This window comes from Limnobaculum zhutongyuii (genome assembly GCF_004295645.1).
GTDB lineage: Bacteria > Pseudomonadota > Gammaproteobacteria > Enterobacterales > Enterobacteriaceae > Limnobaculum > Limnobaculum zhutongyuii.
In genome coordinates this window covers 608,723-631,318 of sequence record NZ_CP034752.1, presented here as the reverse complement: position 1 = coordinate 631,318, position 22,596 = coordinate 608,723, and the positions used below count along the sequence as shown (strand labels likewise).

At 46.0% G+C, this 22,596-nt stretch carries 16 protein-coding genes; 9 read left to right on the top strand and 7 right to left on the bottom strand.

Annotated features, from left to right (window positions below):
* Positions 1-290: 290 nt before the first annotated feature.
* Both ulaG and ulaR read left to right on the top strand, forming a co-directional pair.
* On the top strand, positions 291-1,355 hold the full coding sequence (gene ulaG, locus EKN56_RS02375) for an L-ascorbate 6-phosphate lactonase (RefSeq protein ID WP_130590339.1): 1,065 nt from the start codon (positions 291-293) through the stop codon (positions 1,353-1,355).
* 112 nt (positions 1,356-1,467) lie between these two features.
* Positions 1,468-2,223 carry an HTH-type transcriptional regulator UlaR gene (ulaR, locus tag EKN56_RS02370; RefSeq protein ID WP_130590338.1) on the top strand — a complete coding sequence of 252 codons (756 nt, stop codon included), beginning with the start codon at positions 1,468-1,470 and terminating at the stop codon, positions 2,221-2,223.
* A 99-nt stretch (positions 2,224-2,322) separates the two neighbouring features.
* Here ulaR and mgtE read toward each other — a convergent pair whose 3' ends face one another.
* Positions 2,323-3,777, bottom strand: coding sequence for a magnesium transporter (gene mgtE / locus EKN56_RS02365; protein ID WP_130590337.1), 1,455 nt, complete (start codon positions 3,775-3,777; stop codon positions 2,323-2,325).
* Between the two features lie 340 nt (positions 3,778-4,117).
* Here mgtE and EKN56_RS02360 point away from each other — a divergent pair, with 340 nt between their 5' ends.
* On the top strand, positions 4,118-5,275 hold the full coding sequence (locus tag EKN56_RS02360) for a 4Fe-4S binding protein (protein ID WP_130590336.1): 1,158 nt from the start codon (positions 4,118-4,120) through the stop codon (positions 5,273-5,275).
* 57 nt (positions 5,276-5,332) lie between these two features.
* Here the strand turns inward: EKN56_RS02360 and uxaC are convergent, their stop codons facing one another.
* From uxaC to EKN56_RS02340, 4 genes are all read right to left on the bottom strand, one after another.
* Positions 5,333-6,742, bottom strand: coding sequence for a glucuronate isomerase (gene uxaC, locus EKN56_RS02355; protein WP_130593567.1), 1,410 nt, complete (start codon positions 6,740-6,742; stop codon positions 5,333-5,335).
* Positions 6,742-8,223, bottom strand: coding sequence for a mannitol dehydrogenase family protein (locus EKN56_RS02350; protein ID WP_130590335.1), 1,482 nt, complete (start codon positions 8,221-8,223; stop codon positions 6,742-6,744). Before EKN56_RS02350 ends, uxaC begins: the two co-directional genes overlap by 1 nt.
* 104 nt (positions 8,224-8,327) lie before the next feature.
* Complete coding sequence (locus EKN56_RS02345) at positions 8,328-9,632, bottom strand: TRAP transporter large permease (protein ID WP_130590334.1); 1,305 nt, start codon at positions 9,630-9,632, stop codon at positions 8,328-8,330.
* A 78-nt stretch (positions 9,633-9,710) separates the two neighbouring features.
* A complete protein-coding gene (locus EKN56_RS02340) occupies positions 9,711-10,205 on the bottom strand; it encodes a TRAP transporter small permease (RefSeq protein ID WP_130590333.1) in 495 nt (164 codons plus the stop codon).
* Positions 10,206-10,527: 322 nt separating this feature from the next.
* On the opposite strand from EKN56_RS02340, the gene EKN56_RS02335 reads away from it, so the two are divergent.
* The 3 genes from EKN56_RS02335 to uxuA all read left to right on the top strand — a co-directional run bounded on the left by EKN56_RS02335 (position 10,528) and on the right by uxuA (position 13,716).
* Positions 10,528-11,502 (top strand): TRAP transporter substrate-binding protein, encoded by a 975-nt coding sequence (locus EKN56_RS02335; RefSeq protein WP_130590332.1) that lies wholly within the window; start codon positions 10,528-10,530, stop codon positions 11,500-11,502.
* Between the two features lie 104 nt (positions 11,503-11,606).
* A complete protein-coding gene (locus EKN56_RS02330; protein ID WP_130590331.1) occupies positions 11,607-12,359 on the top strand; it encodes an FCD domain-containing protein in 753 nt (250 codons plus the stop codon).
* A 166-nt stretch (positions 12,360-12,525) separates the two neighbouring features.
* Positions 12,526-13,716 carry a mannonate dehydratase gene (gene uxuA, locus EKN56_RS02325; RefSeq protein WP_130590330.1) on the top strand — a complete coding sequence of 397 codons (1,191 nt, stop codon included), beginning with the start codon at positions 12,526-12,528 and terminating at the stop codon, positions 13,714-13,716.
* A 403-nt stretch (positions 13,717-14,119) separates the two neighbouring features.
* Here the strand turns inward: uxuA and EKN56_RS02320 are convergent, their stop codons facing one another.
* Positions 14,120-16,495: a glycoside hydrolase family 31 protein gene (locus EKN56_RS02320; protein ID WP_130590329.1), complete on the bottom strand. Its 2,376-nt coding sequence runs from the start codon at positions 16,493-16,495 to the stop codon at positions 14,120-14,122.
* Positions 16,496-16,901: 406 nt separating this feature from the next.
* Between EKN56_RS02320 and EKN56_RS02315 the strand changes: the two genes are divergently transcribed.
* A complete protein-coding gene (locus EKN56_RS02315) occupies positions 16,902-17,093 on the top strand; it encodes a hypothetical protein (protein ID WP_130590328.1) in 192 nt (63 codons plus the stop codon).
* A 67-nt stretch (positions 17,094-17,160) separates the two neighbouring features.
* On the opposite strand, the gene EKN56_RS02310 is transcribed toward EKN56_RS02315, so the two are convergent.
* Positions 17,161-19,446 carry a YgiQ family radical SAM protein gene (locus EKN56_RS02310; RefSeq protein WP_130590327.1) on the bottom strand — a complete coding sequence of 762 codons (2,286 nt, stop codon included), beginning with the start codon at positions 19,444-19,446 and terminating at the stop codon, positions 17,161-17,163.
* A 394-nt stretch (positions 19,447-19,840) separates the two neighbouring features.
* Between EKN56_RS02310 and nrdD the strand changes: the two genes are divergently transcribed.
* Both nrdD and nrdG read left to right on the top strand, forming a co-directional pair.
* Complete coding sequence (gene nrdD, locus EKN56_RS02305) at positions 19,841-22,000, top strand: anaerobic ribonucleoside-triphosphate reductase (protein WP_130590326.1); 2,160 nt, start codon at positions 19,841-19,843, stop codon at positions 21,998-22,000.
* Between the two features lie 95 nt (positions 22,001-22,095).
* Positions 22,096-22,560 carry an anaerobic ribonucleoside-triphosphate reductase-activating protein gene (nrdG, locus tag EKN56_RS02300; RefSeq protein ID WP_130590325.1) on the top strand — a complete coding sequence of 155 codons (465 nt, stop codon included), beginning with the start codon at positions 22,096-22,098 and terminating at the stop codon, positions 22,558-22,560.
* The last annotated feature ends 36 nt before the right edge of the window (positions 22,561-22,596 follow it).

Sequence of the window (22,596 nt, the reverse complement as noted above, 5' to 3'; positions counted from 1 at the left end):
TGAATGAGATCGCAACTTAGTTTTCTGTCGTAATCATTTCATTTACCCACAACACAAAAACCAATCTTTACCCTTTAATTACAGATAAATAGAAAAAACTTCACCCAACAAATTAAGAAATAAAACAAATAGAACAGGAGAAAACATAATATAAAACACAAAAAAACATGGTTCCCATTCTCATAGGTTAATGATAGATTTCTCATAAACAATCTTAAATAATCTTTTTATGATTACTTGTGATTAAAATAAAGGCCAACATATATCAATCATTATTGGGAGTCATCGCTATGAGTAAAATTGCAAGCATCACCCGTGAATCCTGGGTTCTGAGTACTTTTCCGGAATGGGGAACCTGGCTGAATGAAGAAATAGAGCAAGAAATTGTCACTCCCGGAACCTTCGCTATGTGGTGGCTGGGCTGTACCGGTATTTGGTTGAAATCTCAGGGAGAGGCGAATATTTGTGTCGATTTCTGGTGCGGTACCGGTAAGCAAAACCATAGTAGCCCGCTGATGAAAACCGGCCATCAAATGCAACGGATGGCGGGAGTAAAAAAACTACAGCCAAACCTGCGAACGACACCATTTGTACTCGATCCTTTTGCTATCCGTAAGATTGATGCGGTTTTATCTACCCATGACCATAATGACCATATCGATGTCAACATTGCCGCCGCAGTGATACAAAATTGTGATAGCTCAGTTCCATTTATTGGCCCGCAAACCTGCGTTGATATTTGGGTGGGATGGGGAGTACCACGCGAACGCTGCATAGTGGTAAAACCAGGTGATGTTATAAAGATAAAAGATACAGAGATTCATGCGCTTGATGCTTTTGACAGAACCGCGCTAATTACTCTCCCGGCAGATGAAAAAGCCGCTGGCGTACTGCCCGACGGTATGGATAAACGAGCAGTAAACTACCTGTTTAAAACCCCCGGCGGTAATCTGTACCACAGCGGTGACTCTCATTACTCAAACTATTATGCCAAACACGGTAATGACCATCAGATCGATGTTGCTCTGGGTTCTTATGGCGAAAACCCTCGAGGTATAACGGATAAAATGACCAGCGCCGATATTCTGCGCATGGCTGAATCACTAAATGCCAAAGTGGTTATCCCCTTCCACCATGATATCTGGTCAAACTTTCAGGCCGACCCTCAAGAAATTCGCGTACTGTGGGATATGAAAAAGGATCGATTAAAGTACGGATTTAAACCCTATATCTGGCAAGTTGGCGGCAAATTTATCTGGCCACAGGATAAGGACGATTTTGAATATCACTACCCACGCGGCTTTGATGACTGCTTTACCATAGAGCCAGATTTACCGTTTAAATCATTCCTGTAATAACTTTGCTTTCAGTAGCCGGGTATTGCCCGGCTTTCATCCTGCTGGCGATAGGATAAAATGTTTTTTTCAAATATAATCATCAAATCGTCATCAGACATCTGGATTTTTCATGACAGAATCACAACGACATCAGATTTTACTGGAAATGTTGCAACAGACTGGCTTCGTTACCGTAGAGCAAGTCATCGATCGTTTAGGTATATCCCCTGCAACTGCACGCCGGGATATTAATAAACTGGGTGATAACGGCAAATTGAAGAAAGTGCGTAATGGTGCGGAAGTTATCAGCCAAAACCGCGTGGCCTGGACGCCAATGAATATTCATCAGGCACAGAACCATGAAGAGAAAGTTCGAATTGCCAAAGCCGCTTCCCGCTTAGTTCAGCCGGGAGAGAGCGTGGTGATTAACTGTGGTTCTACTGCTTTTTTACTGGGCCGTGAAATTTGTGGTAAAGATGCGCAAATCATCACTAACTATCTACCGCTGGCAAACTTTTTGATTGAGCAAGAGCACGACAGCGTAGTCATCATGGGTGGGCAGTACAATAAAAGCCAGGCCATTACCCTTGCCCCACAGGACGGCGATGCATCGCTGTATGCGGGTCACTGGATGTTTACCAGCGGTAAAGGATTAACGGCAGAAGGCCTGTATAAAACCGATATGCTAACCGCCATGGCAGAGCAAAAGATGCTGAACTATGTCGGTAAATTGGTGGTGCTGGTAGACAGCAGTAAAGTGGGCCAACGGGCAGGAATGCTGTTTAGTCGGGCAGAACAAATCGATATGGTGATCACCGGTAAAGAAGCCAACCATGAAGTTATTGAGCAACTGAAAGCTCAGGGCGTACAGGTCATATTAGTATAAATATTGATAACCTCCGGCCTGACTAATCTATGATAGTTACAGATTAGTCAGGCCGGAATCTTGGTTAAACAGATTTCCGTCCTGCTTTTCTGTATGTTGTTAAACCAGAAATAGCGTCGCCAACCCAAGAAAAATAAAAAATCCGCCGGTATCTGTAATCGCAGTGATCATCACGCTGGAACCAATGGCCGGATCTTTGCCCAGCCGGTTCATAGTAATTGGAATAATTACCCCCATTAAAGCAGCCAGCAGCAGGTTGAGCAACATCGCCAGTGTCATTACCCCCCCCATTAATGGGTTACCGTATAACAGCCAGGTAATTCCACCCATTACACCACCCCAAACCAGACCGTTAATCACCGCCACACCCAGTTCACGTAACAGCATAAATGGCATATCTTCGGAGCGAATATGGTGTAAAGCTAATGCTCGTACAATCATGGTAATCGTCTGGTTACCGGTGTTTCCCCCAATACCAGCCACAATTGGCATTAACGTCGCCAGTGCTACCAGCTCCGAGATCGTTCCTTCAAACAACCCAATGACCCGTGATGCGATAAAAGCAGTACAGAGATTAATCGCCAGCCATGCTGAACGCTGGCGAACTGAAGTCAGAATCGGGGCAAAGATATCCTCTTTCTCACTTAAGCCCCCCATACGGCGCAAATCATTATCGCTTTCTTCAATCACCACATTAACAACATCTTCTACGGTTAAACGCCCAATCAATTTGTTTTGATGATTCACTACTGCGGCGCTAATCAGGTTATAACGTTCGAAAGCACCGGCTGCCTCTTCAGCATTGTCATCGGGTAAAAAAGTAAGAGGTTCAGTATGCATCAGTGCGGAAACTTTGGTTTCCGGTGTATGCAATAAGATATCGGTAATCAGTAACTCACCCATCAGGCGGTTTTCTCTATCGATAACAAACAGTTTATCGGTAGAATCAGCGATGGTTTTACGCTTTTGCAAAAAGCGCAGTACTGTTGCCAGTGAAATATCATCACGAATGGCTATCAGTTCAAAATCCATCAGGGCACCGACTTTATCTCTCCCCAGATGAATCACTTCACTGATTCTTGCACGCTGATGTGCATCCAGAGAGGCCAATAATTGTTCAACCAGATCGCGCGGGAGATGACCAGCCAGATAGGCTTGCTCATTCAAATCCAGATGCTGCAACGCCGACAGTAACTGACGATCGCTCATATCCTCAATCAGGCTATCCCAAACGGCATCTGATGCTTCAATCAGCGTTTTACCGCGTTTTTTATCGCTCAACAGAGACCAGATAGCCTGACGTTTGCCCTTTGGCAAAGACTCCAGCAAATCCGCAAGGTCAGCAGCATGTAGCTTATTGACCAGCTGTCGAAGCTCATGCACGCCTTTCATCAGTGAAGGATCGGATAAACTGGAGGATTGTTTACCGTAATCAATCGCCGCCACCAGCAAATGGTCAGACAGTAACTGCATAATCCGCTGACGATTATGCTCCAGTTTTGAACCGGTCATTTTTTCATTATGTATCTGGTTATTGATTTCATTCTGCATCATAAAAATGGTGACTCTGTCGCTGTAAATTCATCGCCCGGAACCTTGTTACTCAGTCATTATTATCAGATTGGGCGGTCAATAGTGCCTTACCATAACGCTTTTCAATATAAATAGTAGTGAATGATTGGGATTAATCCGATTGAAAAGTCAGATTAATTTTTCTCAAACTGAAAAAAAAGCCAGCTCCACTACCTCAAAAGAGGTGAATTGAAGATTAATACGGGCAAACCCGATCTATCTCAATAAACATGCATTTATCATGCAATATTCTTTCATAACACACTCATTTCACGCCAATTAACCGGATGCCTGCATCCATTGCTGCTTGTGCCAGGTGATTATGAAAAATCTTCCCCAACACCAGTCAGAATCTGATGTTCATGCTTTATGTTCAACTGATGATATAGAGCAGGCGGCTTCCCGCTCCCGTATAAGGTTAGTTCGCCGTCCGGGTACCATCGCGGGTAAGCTGCCCTGGAATGATGTCCGCAATGGCAAACTTTGGCGACATGGCACACAGCTCATATTGGTGCTGATGAATGTTTATATCTGCACCACTTTCTACTTTTGGGTGAGATTTTATGAAACTGGCGGTGCGACCGCCTATGTCTCACGTCCGGCTGGCATTGAAGGCTGGTTACCCATAGCAGGTTTGATGAACCTCAAATACACGCTGGAGACCTGGAACATTCCCCCCATCCATGCGGCATCCATGCTGTTATTACTGGCCTTCTTGTTGATGGCACTGCTGTTGAAAAAAGCCTTTTGCTCGTGGTTATGCCCGGTGGGTACGTTATCTGAAATGTTAGGCAAACTGGGAAAAAAGCTGTTTGGTCAAACGTTCTTTCCACCGCGTTGGTTAGATATCCCTTTGCGCAGCCTGAAGTATTTATTACTGGGATTTTTCCTGTACCTGGTTGTTCCAATGCCGATTGAAGCTATTCAGGCATTTCTGATGTCCCCTTATGGTTTAATTGCTGACGTAAAAATGCTGAACTTCTTTCGTTTTATCGGGGAAACTACGCTAATTTCAGTTATTGTGCTGGCATTTGGCAGCCTGTTTATTCAAAACCTCTGGTGTCGTTATCTTTGTCCGTACGGGGCGCTGCTGGGGCTATTTTCACTACTCTCGCCGTTTAAAATTCGCCGTAACCCAGAAAGCTGTATTGACTGTGGCAAATGTGCCAAAGCTTGCCCTTCACGTATTCCCGTCGATAGATTGATTCAGGTTCGTACTGTGGAATGCACTGCCTGTATGAGCTGCGTTGAATCCTGCCCGGCAAAAGACACATTAGTATTTTCCATCGCAAAACCAACGGGAGCACCGGGTCAAACTCGCACCAGAGGAGTTTCCGGCATGGTGGTAGCACTACTGTTAACGCTTATTCTGGGGGGAACCATTGGCTATGCTAAATATGCCGGCCATTGGGAAACTAACCTGCCAGAACAGTTTTACTATCGTTTAATTCCCGGCAGCCAGATGCTGAGTCATCCTTGATAAATATAGCCCGCCAATCGGCGGGTTATATTTATTATTCGTAAAGAAATAATCCGTTTACTTCAGCCTAAAATAACGCTCTGCATTCCCATAACAGATATCTTCAATCATACTTCCCACCAGCTGATAATCATGAGGGATTTCACCGTTATGCATCCAGCCACCCACCATATCGCACAGAATGCGGCGAAAATACTCATGACGGGTATAAGAAAGGAAGCTCCTCGAATCGGTCAGCATACCGATAAATTGACTCAACAAGCCCAGCTGTGACAACTGCATCATCTGGCGCTGCATGCCATCTTTCTGATCGTTAAACCACCAGCCAGAACCAAACTGTACTTTCCCGGCAATACCACCGCCCTGGAAATTACCACACATGGTGGCCAGCACTTCGTTATCTGATGGATTCAGACAATAGAGAATAGTTTTCGGCAGGTTGTCGTCTTTATCCAGCTCATTAAGCAAGCGGGATAGCGACTCAGCAACCGGGCGATCGCCAATGGAATCAAAACCGGCATCTGCACCCAATCTGGCGAACATACGCTGGCTATTATTGCGTAACGCACCAATATGTAGCTGCATTACCCAACCGCGCTGGTGATATTGACGACCCAGCCAGACCTGAACAGCAGTGCTGAACTGTGCAATCTCTAATTCGCTTAACGTCTGGCCCGATAAACGCTGACGCAAGATACGGTCCAGTTCAGTTACTGCCGGTATTTCAGCAAAACGCACGATCTCCACACCATGATCGGCAGCAACACAGCCATGAGCAGCAAAGTGGTCCAGACGTTTTTCCAGTGCTTTCAGTAAATCAGTGAAACCATGAATACTGGTATCGGCAGCCTTCTCTAACAGCGGAAGGTAATCAGTAAATCCGGGTAAATCAATTTTGAAAGCGCGATCCGGCCGCCAGCTTGGGCATACCCGAATATCAAAAGAGTCATCCTTTGCAATACCGCGATGATATTCAAGAGTATCAACAGGATCATCAGTGGTACCGACCATTTTCACCTTCATCTGCTGCATAATTCCACGGGCAGAAAATTGAGGTTGTGCCAGTAATGTATTAGCCTGCTGCCAGACTTGCTCCGCAGTGTCAGAGCTCAGACAAATATTACTGATGCCAAACGGGCGTTTCAGTTCCAGATGAGTCCAGTGGTAGATTGGATTTCCTAAGGTTTTAGGAACCACTGATGCCCAGGCCAGATATTTCTCATAATCGCTGGCATCTCCGGTAATAAACCGCTCATCAATACCTGCGGTTCTCAGTACCCGCCACTTGTAATGATCCCCCGCCAGCCAGATTTCTGACAAGTTGCCAAAGCGACGGTCTTCCATAATATCTTTTGGCGGCAGATGACAGTGATAGTCAAAAATAGGTTGAGGTGCCGCATAGTCAAAATAGAGGCGCTGAGCCGCATCGGTGGATAATAAAAAATCATCCGCTAAAAAATCTTTCATCATTGAATACTCCCCTGACTAATCAACTGATGAACGGTATCTCTGGCCCCTTGTTCCATCAGTATTAGGTAACTATGAGTCACCGCCTCAACAAAGCGAGGTTCCTGCGGTAATACTGTGCCAAATATTTCTTCCAAGGCTAATAGGCCCTGCACTCTTTCAGTCCCATCCTTGGTTGAAGCACATATTTGTTTAAGACGCTCCACCATTGGGTCACGAACATCAATAGCGGCACCTGCATCATCAATCCCGCCAACGTAACGCATCCACCCTGCAATACCTAATGCCAGACAATCAAAACGACTGTTGTGGGCCAGATGCCAGCGAACGGAATCTAACATTCGCTGCGGCAACTTTTGGGTGCCATCCATCGCTATCTGCCAGGTGCGGTGCTTCAAAGAAGGATTGCTATAACGTTCAATCAAACGGTCAGCATAGCCAGCTAAATCAACATTCTTCAGGCTTAGCGTTGGTGCTTGCTCTTGCAGCATCAATCGGTGAGCTGCAGCACGATAAGCACTGTCAGTCATACAGTCGTTAATATGCTGATACCCTGCCAGATAGCCTAAATAGGCTAGGAAGGAGTGACTGCCGTTTAGCATTCTCAGCTTCATCTCTTCATAAGGCAGTACATTATCAACTAATTCAGCACCAATGGTTTCCCACTGGGGACGCCCGGCAATAAAGTTATCTTCCACGACCCATTGAATAAAAGGTTCACAGGCAATACCGCATGGATCGCTTACCCCTAATGCTTGTTCTATTTCTGCCAACGTTTCATCGGTAATGGCAGGAACAATTCTATCCACCATGGTACTGGGAAAAGGTACATTCTGCTTTATCCAGTCGGCCAGTTCAGCATCGCTGGCTTCGGCTAATCCAATGACTGCCTGCTTAACAATATGTCCATTCTCCGGAATGTTATCACAGGACAGCACGGTGAAAGGCACCAGCCCACGCTCACGACGACGGCGTAAAGCTTCAACAATGACCCCAATCGCAGATTTAGGTTGGTGTGGTTGCGACAAATCGGCCTTAATTAATGCGTTATTAACATCCAAACCACCTCCGCCGGGCAGTACACAATAGCCTTTCTCGGTGATAGTCATAGACACAATGGCCACCTGAGGTTCAGCCATTTTCTCAATAACGCTTTCTATACCATCCAACTCAGAGTGCAGGGATTCAGTCACTGAACCAATAATCAGCGCCTGATTACTTTCCGCTCCTTTCTCCAAGACGCTATACAAGTGATCCTGCTGACGAAGTGTTTCAATTAATGTTTCTCCCCCAAACAGATTCACTTCACAGATCCCCCAGTCACCACCAGACAGCTGCAAAACCCGGTTGGTTAACAATGCCTGATGAGCGCGATGAAATGCACCGAACCCTAAATGCACAATACGGCTTTTTAACTGATGGCGATCGTAAGTTGGCCGTTGTACCGAAGCAGGTAGCTGGCTGTTATCAATGGTTTTCATGTTACATCCCATAATTGTTCGAATAACAAATGGCGCAGAAACGGCGGTCAACCTGTTACCGGGAAACCGCCGTATCTTGTTTACTTCAGGTTAAATGTCGATAATTAACCGCCATATCCCAAAATAGTTCTTGGTAAATACAAGCTGATCTCCGGAATATAGGTCACCATCATCAGCGTAAATAACAACATGGCGAAAAACGGCAGTAACGGTTTCAGTACCTTATCAATGGGTACATCACCCACGCTACAGCCGACAAACAGCGCACTTCCCACCGGTGGAGTACAGATACCAATACACAGGTTAAAGGTCATGATGATGCCAAAGTGCACCGGGTCAATGCCCATCTGGTTGGCCATAGGCAAGAAGATTGGAGTAAAAATCAATAGTGCCGGTGTCATATCCATAAACACACCGATAATTAACAAGATAACGTTAATGATCAGCAGGATAATAATTGGATTCTCTGATACCGCATTCAGACCATCGCTGATCATATAAGGGATATCGGCATTGGCCATCGCCCATGACATCCCCATCGAAGTACCGATAAGCAGCAATACGATAGACGTTGTTACCGCAGAATCAAGAATCACTTTTGGCAAGTCCGCCAGCTTCATTTCACCGTAGATCATTGATAATCCGATGGTGTATACCACCGCCACCGCAGAGGCTTCTGTCGCGGTAAAAATACCAGCAATAATTCCCCCCATGATCACCACTATCAGGGCCAGGGAAGGCAAAGCATCTAACATACGGTAGAAGGCTTCTGAACAGGTGGCTTTCTCCGGACGACCGTATCCTTTGCGCTTGGCAATGATCCCCGCCACAATCATCAAACCAACCCCCATTAAAATACCGGGCAAATAACCGGCTAAAAACAGGGCGGAAATAGATGTACCACCAGAAATCAGGGAATAGACAATCAGAGTATTAGAAGGCGGAATCAACAAACCGGTAGGACAAGAGGTAATATTCACCGCCGCAGAGAACGCCGGATCGTACCCTTCTTTTTTCTGCATCGGAGACATCACGCCTCCGACTGCCGCCGCCGATGCTACCGCCGAGCCGGACAGTGCACCAAACATCATATTGGCTAATACGTTACAGTGAGCCAGCGGACCGGGCAAACGCCCCCCCAGCACTTTGGCAAAGTTAATCAACCGTAGCGCTATTCCGCCCCGGTTCATGATATTCCCTGCCAGAATAAAAAACGGAATGGCTAATAAAGCGAAACTATCCAATCCGGTTGCCATTTTTTGGGCAATAACGGCAATCGCCGGATCGAAAGGAAGCGACAGCATAATGGTCGCCAGCGAAGCCAGACCGATAGAGAAAGAGATCGGTACACCAATGATTAGCAGGAAAGCGAAAACGCCAAACAGCGTCAAAATAATATCCCATTCCATGATTAAGTTACCTTTTTCAATATTTAGTTATTAAACCCGTCAGCTATCCTGCCCCAGGCTACTAATGGAAAAGCACAGTTACCCTGCGGTATTGACAGAGGAATGCGGTGTAAACTTGTTCAGTAAATCGACCAGTGAATAAAAAATAATGGCGATGCCACTGAAAGGAATGGCGAAATAGATATATCCCATGGGAATACCTAAAGCCGGAGAGAGCTGTTGAGTGCTCAGGGTTTTCTGAACTAAGCCAAGGCCGCCGTACACCATAACCAGTCCTGCAAACAGGAGCGTCATTAAAATTATGACCACTTCAGAAACCAGCTTGCGTGTGCCGGTTAATTTTTGCGTCAGCAGATCGATGGCCAGATGGCGTTTCAGACTTACCGCATAGGCCGCCCCCACCAAACCAACCCACATAAACATAAAACGGGCAATCTCATCGGTAGCTACGCTGGGAGTTCCCAGACAGTAACGAGAAAATACCTGCCATAAAACACAAAGAACAAGCACGCTGGAAATAAGGATCACCGCCCACGCAAGAAATTGGTCAACCATTTTCTTAAGTGTATTCATCAAGTTTGACTCCCTACTGGTATTGCTGATTTAGCAGAGCTAACAAATTCATTCTATTTATTTAGCCACAACCACATGATTTAAATATAATTACTTTTATTAAGTCTAAATTTCACACAATATTGGTCCGTGTTATAAGACATTTTTTCTGTTTCTCGATCAATCAATTCAAGCGACCTAATTGCATTTTTGAGATATTGGTCAACCAATTCACATTATTATTGTATTTTATTTTGACTTTTTACCCCAAAGTGGTCAGCCTGCTGAGCATACCCTGCTATATCCACTCTGAAAAATACAACAACGACAGAAGGAGAGTTACATGACATTAAAGAAGGGCTTGTTGCCTCTGATTATTGGTTCCGTCATGATGGTGGCAGCACCAGCCTACGCTGCGGTAACGATGAAACTCAGCCATAACCATAACCGCAATCATCCGGTGCAAAAGGCCATGGAACAAATGGCAAGTCGGGCAAAAGAATTATCCGATGGAAATCTGGTTATCCGCATTTATCCGGATGCACAATTGGGCGACCAGCGAGAATCACTGGAACTGGTACAAAATGGCGCGCTGGCGATGGCAAAATCGAATGCTGCCGAGCTGGAAGCCTTCGCCAAAAACTATGGTGCCTTTAACATGCCTTATCTGTTCACCGATCGTGAACACTACTATCGCGCCATGTTAAGTGAATCAGGCAAATCCATTCTGCAATCTTCACGACCAAATGGTTTTATTGGTTTGACTTACTATGACGCCGGTTCTCGTAGCTTCTACGCTAAAAAAGCGATTAACTCACCGGACGATCTCAAAGGGTTAAAAGTCCGCGTTCAGCCAAGCCCAAGCGCAGTTGAAATGATTAAACTGTTAGGAGGCAACCCTACTCCTCTGGCATACGGTGAGTTATATACTGCACTGCAACAGGGTGTCGTTGACGCCGCAGAAAACAACCTGACTGCACTAACCCTGAATCGTCATGGTGAAGTGACCAAGTTCTACAGCGTTGATGAACACACCTCAATTCCTGACGTATTGGTGATTTCAGCTAAAGTCTGGGATGGCCTGTCAGAAAAAGACCAAAAAGCCTTACAGCAAGCGGCTGATGAATCCATGATGTTTATGAAAGATTTATGGGCTAAGTCTGATGCAGAAGAGAAAGTAAAAGCCGAGAAGATGGGCGTTCAGTTTATCTATCCGAAAAAGGCCAGTTTCCAGCAGGCTGTTCAACCAATGTATGACGGATTACAGAAAAGTAATCCTGAAGTTTATCAACTGGTTGATTCTATGAAAAAACTTTAATGGAACGAATCGCATAATTGGTCAACCAGTTAATTGATCTTGTGTTGGATATTGCTACAATTAGCCTGATACCTACCAAGACCATATAACGCTAAGGATATAACATGTCAGGTGCTAAACGCTCCTATCAAGAAATTGGTAAAGCGCTAAAAGCCATGTTGAGCTCAGGTAATTTTCCCGTGGGTTCACGACTACCGCCAGAAAGGGATATCGCAGCCCAGTTCAGCGTTAGCCGGGCGGTAATACGCGAAGCATTAATCATGCTGGAATTAGAAAATCTGGTTGATGTGCGTAAAGGCTCTGGGGTTTATGTGATAAACCTGCCTGACGATGTTAAGCAAGCTCCTCAGCAGAATAGTGACGATATCGGTCCTTTTGAAATGCTACAGGCGCGGCAACTGCTGGAAAGCAATATTGCCGCCTTTGCAGCCACTCAACTGGTTAAATCAGATATTGCCGAACTGCGACAGGCACTTGAGCAGGAACGTTCCGCACTGGAAAGCGGGCAAACCAATTATGACGGTGATGAGCTGTTCCATACCCTGATCGCTAAGGCCACTCAAAACTCGCTGCTGGAAGATATGGTACAAGACCTGTGGCGCCGCCGCAGAGACAGCGCCATGTGGCAAAAGCTACATACCCATATCTCTAATCAGGACTATCGGCGAGCTTGGCTTAGCGATCACAACAAGATCTTGCAAGCATTACAACGCAGAGATCCTCAGGGGGCTCGCCAGGCAATGTGGCAGCACCTTGAGAATGTGAAACAGAAGTTGATGGAACTTTCTGATTCGGATGACCCCTCTTTTGATGGTTATCTTTTTGAATCAGTTCCCGTTGAGAATCAGGATCCCTGATATCACGGGAAAAGCGAATAACTGCCGTGGCAGGTTCTTCTGTCATGGTCAGATAAGCGACATATAGCGCAACGCTGATGAGTCGATAAATATAATTTTATGTTTATACGCTATTTATGGCGGGGTTGCTGCTGTCTTTAACACCCTGATTTGAAGGTATTTATATATGGAACAAACATGGCGTTGGTATGGTCCTAATGACCCGGTTTCTTTAGATGATATTCGTCAGGCCGGAGCAACCGGTATTGTCACTGCATTGCATCATATTCCAAACGGTGACGTCTGGAGTGTCGAAGAGATCGAAAAACGCAAAAAGGTGATTGAAGAGAAAGGATTAGTCTGGTCAGTGGTAGAAAGTATTCCTGTCCACGAAGAGATCAAAACTCAGACCGGTAACTATAAGCAGCATATCGCTAATTATCAGCAATCTATTCGTAATCTGGCAGTCTGCGGTATTGATACCGTCTGCTACAACTTTATGCCGGTATTAGACTGGACGCGTACCGATCTGGAATATGTGTTACCTGATGGTTCCAAAGCCCTGCGCTTTGACCAAATCGCTTTCGCTGCCTTTGAGTTGCATATGCTAAAGCGCCCGGGAGCAGAAGCTGACTACACGGTGGAAGAAATCGCTCAGGCTAAAACCTATTATGACGCCATGAGTCAGGCTGATATTGATAAACTGGTACGCAATATTATCGCCGGTTTGCCGGGTGCTGAAGAGGGTTATACCCTAGAGCAATTCCGTAAGCACCTCGCTACCTATGATGGTATTGATAAAGCGAAGCTACGCGAGCATATGGCTTACTTCCTGAAGGCGATTGTTCCGGTAGCCGAAGCCTGTGGCTTGCGTCTGGCGGTACATCCTGACGATCCGCCGCGTCCAATTTTAGGTCTGCCACGTATTGTTTCCACCATTGAAGATATGCAATGGCTAAAAGAGACCGTCGACAGTATTCATAATGGTTTCACCATGTGTACCGGCTCTTATGGCGTACGGGCTGACAACGATTTAGTCAGAATGATCGAAACCTTTGGAGACCGTATCCACTTTACCCATTTACGCTCAACCTGCCGTGAAGGCAATCCAAAAACCTTCCATGAAGGCGCGCATTTAGATGGCGATGTAGATATGTATTCAGTAGTAAAAGCCATTCTGGAAGAAGAGTCTCGCCGTCAAAAAACCGGTGATATGCGTAAAATTCCAATGCGCCCGGACCATGGTCACCAGATGCTGGACGATCTGAAAAAGAAAACCAACCCGGGTTATTCCGCCATCGGTCGCCTGAAAGGTCTGGCAGAAATACGTGGTGTAGAGTTAGCGCTAAAGCGCACTTTCTTTAACGATCTTAAGTAATAGGTTGATTTTCTGATATCTCAAATGGCTCCGTACGGAGCCATTTCTTTTTGCTGGCAAAATCAAATGTCTTTGTTTTATGTCTTAACATAGCCAATCGGAGGGAGAAGGTGTCGTGGGGGTCGACTTGGCGTAAGCCAACGACAAACAGGCAAAGCCTGTTTGAACAGCGCCTGCGCTGGCCCGAAGGGTGAAACACCGCAAGGTGTTTCATAACTGCCGTAGGCAGCCTAAGCCCGACGCACCCCACAGCTAAGCATATGGCCCTTCCGGCCGGGCACAATAATGATATAAGTAAATTGTATTTACGACCGGAATATCCACTGTAAATGACATAGACAAGCCTATTCATAAACTAAAATGGCGCCATAAGGCGCCATTTCCATTTCAACGATCGGCAATCTTACCTCAACGACGATAGCGTTATCTCTTCAACGGCTTGACCATTGACATACAGGCTACGCTTTTCTCCCTGCGGTAATACCATCTTCAGAGTATCCCACACTGGAACATAGCTGCCTTTAGCCTCAATTTTCAGGTTAATGCGGTTTGTATCACTGGTTAACGTCCAGTTCAGCCACAGGGCTTTACCATCCCGATAACCAAAGCTTTCACCATCATCTTCGAAGATTTCACCACTAGTCTCTCCTGCAGCTACCAGAGGGTAGATATGCAGTTCGCGGACTTCTTGCTTAACCAATTGAGTAGAACCAATATGAGTCGATAGCGGTAATACTGCGCCCGCTTTCACTAACAATGGCAAACATTTCAATGGAGCTGGCAGCACAATTTTTTGTCCACCTTTATACCACTGACCTGTATAGAAACAGTACCAGCCACTCTGATTATCAGGCAAATAGACCGGACGTTCACGCTGGCCCTGCTCTACCACACTGGCCACCAGCAGGTCTTTACCAATCAGGAAATCATCGGTCTCGCTGAACGTATTGATGTCATGCTCATGGTCCAGAAAAGTAGCACGCAACATTGGCTCATCGTCACGATGGGCTTGCCACAGCAGATTATAGAAGTACGGCAGCAGGCGATACCGCAAGTTGATAGCATCACGGATAGCGGGAGTGGCTTCCGGATACATCCAGGGTTCATTAACCGTGTGGTCATCATTCCATGAATGGATGGTAAATCGTGGATGCATCACACCATTTTGTACCCAACGCACAAACAGTTCTGCATCCGGACGGTCACCGGAGAATCCTCCGACATCATGCCCCACGTTATACAATCCGGACAAGCTCATACCTACGCCCATACGCGTGTTATAGCGCAAGGTCTGCCAACTGGTGCGGTTATCTCCACTCCACGTCTGCACATAGCGTTGCATACCGGCACAGCCAGAACGGGAGATCAGATAAGGTCGTTTTTCCGGAGCAAATTTCTGCTGTGCTTCCATAGAAGAACGACACATCAGCAGCGGCATGACCGGACGAATATGCTTAATCGCAATCGGGCGACCAAAGCCGTGGCAAACCGCTTCGCCATCCCATACTTCATACTCGTTATTATCGTTCCAGGTTGAATTTATGCCCATTTCCAACAGTTGTTGAGTGACATTTCCCTGCCACCACTGAATAGCTTGTGGGTTAGTAAAATCAAGATGAGAACCCTCATCATCCCAGAAAACTGAACGCTCCGGCGAGTCGGACTCAGAGTCACGAATAAATAAACCCGCTTTCGCCACCTCCTGATATTTAGGGTGATCTTGCAGCAGACAAGGTTTGATATTCGCAGCCAGCTTCAAGCCAGCCTGATGAAATGCCTGACTCAACATTTTTGGCTGAGGTACTTTGTCGTAGTTCCAGTTAAATACGTAGCGTTTATTGTTAATGGAGGTATAGCCGGACGAAAGCTGGAAAGAGTCACAAGGGATCTGGTGCTCACTGCATAATGTGATGAACTTTTGCAGCTGTTGCTGAGCATCTGGTGCATCGGTGTAGTGCATGGTTGAGCCACTGTAACCCAGACTCCATTTGGGTCCAAAGAAGGTTTTTCCCGTTAGTTGGACAAACTTTTTAGTAACGTCCAATACCTTAGGACCAAGGAACAGATAGTAATCTAAATCTCCAGCCTCAGCCTGATAGCGGCGATATGGCAGATGATAGTTATCCAGCTCGTTCCCCAAATCCAGCCAGCAACTACTCAGGTTATCGTAAAACAAGCCAAAACTAACGTCATTACGACGAGTGATGGTAAATGGGATGTGCTTATACAGCGGATCGGTAGAGGCCGCGTTATAACCCATAGCATCAAGATTACGCATTTCAAACCGGCGACCATTGCGATTCAAGTCACCCGCCTTTTCCCCTAACCCATAAAATTGTTCATTGCCATAACGACGCTGGTAATGAGCAACACCATCGCCATGAGCGTTTAATAAATAGGCGCTGGTAGGACGGTCGGCCGCCAGCTGCTGCCAGTCGCCATTTTCAGTTTTGTATTCCCACTCCAGCCATAACGGTTGATGAATAGTAACCCGCAGTTTATCGGTACTCACGCGTAGCCATTCATCCTGTTGCTCCAACTGATAGCCGGGCAGAGAGAATCCCTCACAGCTCAGCCTGGAGCGACCTTCCCATGGGGTGTCACTATCCGGTGCTATCGTCCAGGTACGGTCCAGAGCTAATTGGTTATTTTGCTTGATCAAAACCCGAAATAGATCTGACTCCAGCACATACAGACAAAAGCAATGGCGATTATCAACATTGAGTTCGATACGATCGGGGAGCTGTTGCTGCAACGTCCAGTTCTTTAGTGTTTTCATGATGTTCGTCTTTATAGTTAGCAATAGTCACAGGTAATTGACGTTAGCTAACGATAAAAAAAGTTATGCCTCAACGGATTTTTTTGAAAAAAATTGCATAAATAAGTCATTAATCAGAAAAAAAATGAGTTACTCCTTATTCAGCTGGATATTATTTTTATGAAAATTCTTTCATTACCTTATTTGTGTGAGATCACAAAATGAGCGGAAAGTGAAAAACCAGAAAAAAACCGAATTCATCCGGTTTTATGATGACCATTTTCTGACTATCGCTAACAAACGGTCTGTAGCTCTGGCCTTGTATTGATAGATAACATTTGACGGGAATGTGACAGCAAAAACGGACAGATGGATTAGCCTGTCCTATAGTTAACAGGTGTGGTTAAGATATTTACGGGGGGATGCTATGAACTTATCCTGCTTTCGAGCCAACATGCTGGGGCTGGCAGATTTTTCGCTGCCAAGACTAACAACGCTGACCGATATCCGCTCAAATTCGGTTTCACCGAACGAAACTGACGAGCATCGACAAAAGACAAGATCGCGTTTTACATTTAAAACCGATAGCCGTTCAAAAACCTCATCGGGCAACCGATAAGTTATTCAGACTACTTTTTATTTAAGCGGGTGAATGTAATATTCACCCGCCTCACAAATTTCAGTCCTTAAAAAGACGGCTTTTTCCTGACTGAACTCTTCGATTTTCCACCTTTCGCAGAAGGTGCCGTTTCCTGCTTACCGCCTTGTGGTTTAACGCTTTTCGCTTTATTGGTTGGCTTATGCGCGGTTTCTGCGGATTGCTGCCCTTTTGCCGGATCTCTCTGGCGAGTAATATCCGTATGTTTGGTTAACGCAGGGCGCGTCTGACGCAAATTACGTTTAGCCGCTCTTTGCTCTTCAATGGTTGCCGCGGGTACCAGACAATCACGGCGGCTACCTATCAGATGTTTTAATCCCATCTCTTCCAGTGCGGTGCGAATCAATGGCCAGTTAGCCGGATCGTGATAGCGCAGCAGTGCTTTTTGTAACCGGCGTTGACGATCCCCTTTTGGAATGGTGACGTCTTCGCTTTTATAGTCCACTTTTGATAACGGGTTCTTACCGGTGTAATACATGGTGGTTGAATTGGCTAACGGCGACGGATAGAAGTTTTGTACCTGATCCAGACGAAAGCGGTTCTTCTTCAGCCACAGCGCCAGATTGACCATGTCTTCATCTTCAGTACCTGGATGAGCCGAGATGAAATAAGGAATAAGGTATTGCTCTTTACCAGCCTGTTTAGAGTAGGTATCAAACAGCTCTTTAAAACGATCGTAGCTGCCCATACCAGGCTTCATCATCTTGGATAGCGGCCCTTTTTCCGTATGTTCCGGCGCTATCTTCAAATAGCCACCAACGTGATGGGTTGCCAGTTCCTTAATATAGCGGGGATCCTGCACCGCCAAATCGTAACGAACGCCGGAAGCAATCAGGATCTTTTTGATCCCTTTTAAATCTCTGGCCCGACGATAGAGTTTGATGGTCGGCTCATGGTTAGTATCCATATGCTGACAAATTTCAGGATAAACACAGGAAGCCCGGCGACAGGTCTGCTCAGCTCTTGGCGACTGACAACGTAGCATATACATGTTGGCCGTTGGCCCGCCGAGGTCTGAAATAATACCGGTAAAGCCCGGTACGCTATCGCGGATCTCTTCGATTTCACGAATAATCGAATCTTCTGAGCGACTCTGAATGATGCGCCCTTCGTGTTCGGTAATCGAACAGAATGAGCAACCGCCATAGCAGCCGCGCATAATGTTAACGGAGAAACGGATCATCTCATACGCAGGTAGTTTCTGACCGTTATAAGCAGGATGAGGAACTCGCTGATATGGCAGCGCAAATACGCTGTCCATCTCTTCCGTCGACAGGGGAATAGCCGGTGGATTAATCCACACATAGCGATCCCCATGTTTTTGTAATAATGCCCGGGCACAACCTGGGTTAGTCTCATGATGCAAAATACGTGAGGCATGGGCATACATGATTTTATCAGCTTTCACCTTTTCATAAGACGGCAGCAAAACGTACGTTTTTTCCCATGGCTTTGGTTTAGCGGGTTGAACGATAACCGCTTTTGCCACCGGCTGTTTTTCGGGAGCAAACGGGCTGTCTTCATCAACACAAGGCAGGTCATCACCATAAGGATGAGGGATAGGATCGATACGTCCCGGCTTATCCAGTCGGGTAGAGTCTACCCCTGACCAGCCCGGCAAAGGCCCTTTACGCATTAACGCGGTGTTACGTACATCCTGAATATCGGCGATTGCTTCTCCGGCAGCCAGACGGTGAGCCAGTTCAACCATTGGTCGTTCACCATTGCCATACACCAGCATATCTGCCTTTGAATCCACCAAAACAGAACGGCGCACCGTATCAGACCAGTAGTCATAATGAGCAATACGACGCAGGCTGGCTTCAATTCCACCAAGAATTACCGGAACCTCTTTATAGGCTTCTTTACAACGTTGGGTATACACCAGCGTAGCGCGATCCGGCCGCTTACCGCCAATGTTATCCGGCGTATAGGCATCATCATGGCGCATACGTCGATCGGCGGTATAGCGGTTAATCATGGAATCCATGTTTCCTGCGGTTACCCCGAAAAACAAATTAGGTTTTCCAAGCCGCATAAAATCGTCTTTATTAGTCCAGTCGGGCTGAGCAATGATGCCTACACGAAACCCCTGAGCTTCCAGCATTCTCCCGACAATCGCCATACCAAAACTGGGATGGTCAACATAAGCATCGCCGGTCACGATAATAATGTCACAGCTATCCCAACCTAATGTGTCCATCTCCTCGCGGGACATCGGCAAAAAGGGCGCCGTGCCAAAACACTCCGCCCAGTAAGGCGTGTAGGAAAACAGGTCACGTTCAGGCTGGATCAGACTAATGCTGCTACTCATAGAAAACTCATTTAAACGTTATTAGGGGAACCGACGATACGGCAGGCCGGGAATTATACCGTTTTATTACGCTGAATCACGGACAAATAGTAATCACTTACGTAATTATTACCAATGCACTGAAATTAATAACAATAGATTTGATGAAAAAACACACTTTTTCCGATTATTTTCGCCTGAAGAATGAGCAAGTAATCAATTCCTTGTTCTTCGTCAAATAAATCGGCTTTTATTTGTGCTAGATACAATATATAGTGTACGCAATTTCGAACACGCCTATATATAGTGATTTATCCACATTCCATCCACAAGAACCCCCTCCCCGGAGGTAGTATTTCTTGTGGATAACTACGAATAAAGAAGACTAAACAGTCAGCTAGTGAAGGAGTCAATAGTGAAACCAGTTGTGATTAAACGTGATGGCTGCAAAGTGCCTTTTGATGAAGTACGAATCAAGGAAGCGATTGTACGTGCAGCCACTGCCGCCAATATCTACGACGACGACTATTGTGCCGACGTAGCAAAAGCAGTTTCAGAGCAAATGGAAGGCCGAACCGCTGTTGATATTAATGAGATCCAGCAGGCAGTAGAAAACCAGCTAATGAGCGGTAACTACAAGACGCTGGCCCGTACCTATATCGAATACCGCCACGATCGTGATATTTCACGGGAGAAACGTGGTCGTCTGAACCAAGAGATTCAAGGTCTGGTTGAGCAAAGCGATCTCGCCCTGCTCAATGAGAACGCCAACAAAGACAGTAAAGTTATCCCAACCCAACGCGATCTGTTAGCCGGTATCGTGGCTAAACATTATGCCAAACAGCATCTGTTGCCTCGCGATATTGTCATGGCCCATGAGCGTGGCGAAATCCATTATCACGATCTGGACTATTCCCCCTTCTTCCCCATGTTTAACTGCATGCTTATCGATCTGAAAGGCATGTTGACCAACGGGTTCAAGATGGGCAATGCAGAAATTGAGCCGCCAAAATCTATTTCTACCGCTACCGCAGTAACGGCTCAAATCATCGCTCAGGTCGCCAGCCATATTTATGGTGGCACCACCATTAACCGTATCGATGAAGTACTCGCGCCATTTGTCACAGAAAGCTATAACAAACATAAAAAAGTGGCGTTAGAGTGGAATATTGCGAATGCAGACGAGTACGCTCAATCCAGAACGGAAAAAGAGTGCTACGACGCCTTCCAGTCACTGGAATATGAAGTAAATACCCTTCATACCGCCAATGGTCAGACGCCATTTGTTACCTTTGGCTTTGGTCTGGGTACCAGTTGGCAATCTCGTATGATTCAACAATCTATTCTGAAAAATCGTATTGCCGGGTTAGGAAAAAACCATAAAACCGCGGTGTTCCCTAAACTGGTATTTGCAATTAAAGATGGGATTAACCATAGATTCGGTGATGCTAACTACGATATTAAACAACTAGCATTAGAATGTGCTTCTAAGCGGATGTACCCGGATATTCTTAACTACGATCAGGTGGTAAAAGTTACCGGTTCATTTAAAACCCCAATGGGCTGTCGTAGCTTCCTCGGCGTTTATGAAGAGAACGGCGAGCAAATCCACGATGGTCGTAATAACCTTGGTGTTATCAGCCTTAACCTGCCGCGTATTGCGCTGGAAGCACGTGGGGATGAATCCCGCTTCTGGCAAATTCTGGAGCAACGCCTGACGCTGGCTAAACGCGCCCTGATGACGCGTATCGAACGCCTTGACGGTATTAAAGCGCGTGTTGCACCCATTCTGTATATGGAAGGTGCCTGCGGCGTACGTTTGAAAGCTGATGACAACATTTCAGAGATTTTCAAAAATGGTCGCGCCTCTATTTCATTGGGCTACATTGGTATTCACGAAACGGTAAATGCGCTGTTTGGTAATAAAGTGCATCCTTACGATAGCCAGCAACTGCGCGACAAAGGTGTGGAAATCGTTCAACGCCTGAAAGTAGCTACCGAAGAGTGGAAAAAAGAGACCGGTTACGGTTTCAGCCTGTACAGCACACCAAGTGAAAACCTGTGCAACCGCTTCTGTCGTTTAGATACTACTGAGTTTGGCGTTATTGAAGATGTGACCGATAAAGGATATTACACCAACAGCTTCCATCTGGACGTTGAGAAAAAAGTTAATCCATATGACAAGCTCGACTTTGAAGCACCTTACCCGCCATTGGCTAACGGTGGTTTCATTTGTTATGGCGAATATCCAAACATTCAGCACAACCTGAAAGCACTGGAAGACGTATGGGATTATAGCTACAGCCGTGTTCCTTACTATGGAACTAATACGCCAATCGATGAGTGCTACGAATGTGGTTTCTCTGGTGAGTTTGAGTGCACCAGCAAAGGCTTCACCTGTCCGAAATGCGGCAACCACGACTCATCCAAAGTGTCAGTAACGCGTCGCGTTTGTGGTTACCTTGGCAGCCCGGATGCCCGTCCGTTTAATGCCGGTAAGCAGGAAGAAGTAAAACGCCGCGTGAAACATTTAGGCAATGGCCAGTTAGATCAAAGCGAGAGTCAGGCCAGCTAACAAAAACTCTGCTTTAACCTGACAAGCAGCAGAATCCAATATGTTATCGGGTTCTGCTGCAAGTTAACCGCTTCCCGGATACAGATATTTAAACTATGAATTACCACCAGTACTATCCCGTCGATATTGTTAACGGCCCCGGCACGCGCTGTACGCTGTTTGTCTCTGGCTGTGTTCATCAATGCCCTGGTTGCTACAACAAAAGCACATGGCGTTTGAACTCGGGAGTACTGTTTACCTCTGAAATGGAAGATCGCATTATTGCCGATCTCAACGATACTCGAATCTCTCGTCAAGGCCTTACCCTGTCCGGCGGCGATCCGCTACATCCGCAGAACGTTCCCGATATATTGAAACTGGTAAAACGAGTGCGACAAGAGTGCCCGGGGAAAGATATCTGGCTCTGGACCGGATACTTACTGTCTGAACTCACCCCTGAGCAGCAACAAGTAGTGGATTTAATTAATGTATTGATCGATGGTAAATTTGTTAAAGAGTTAGCCGATCCATCGCTATTGTGGCGCGGTAGCAGTAACCAGGTAGTGCATAAATTGCGATAAATATCACATCTTCAGTTTACCTTTCATTCAGTACAG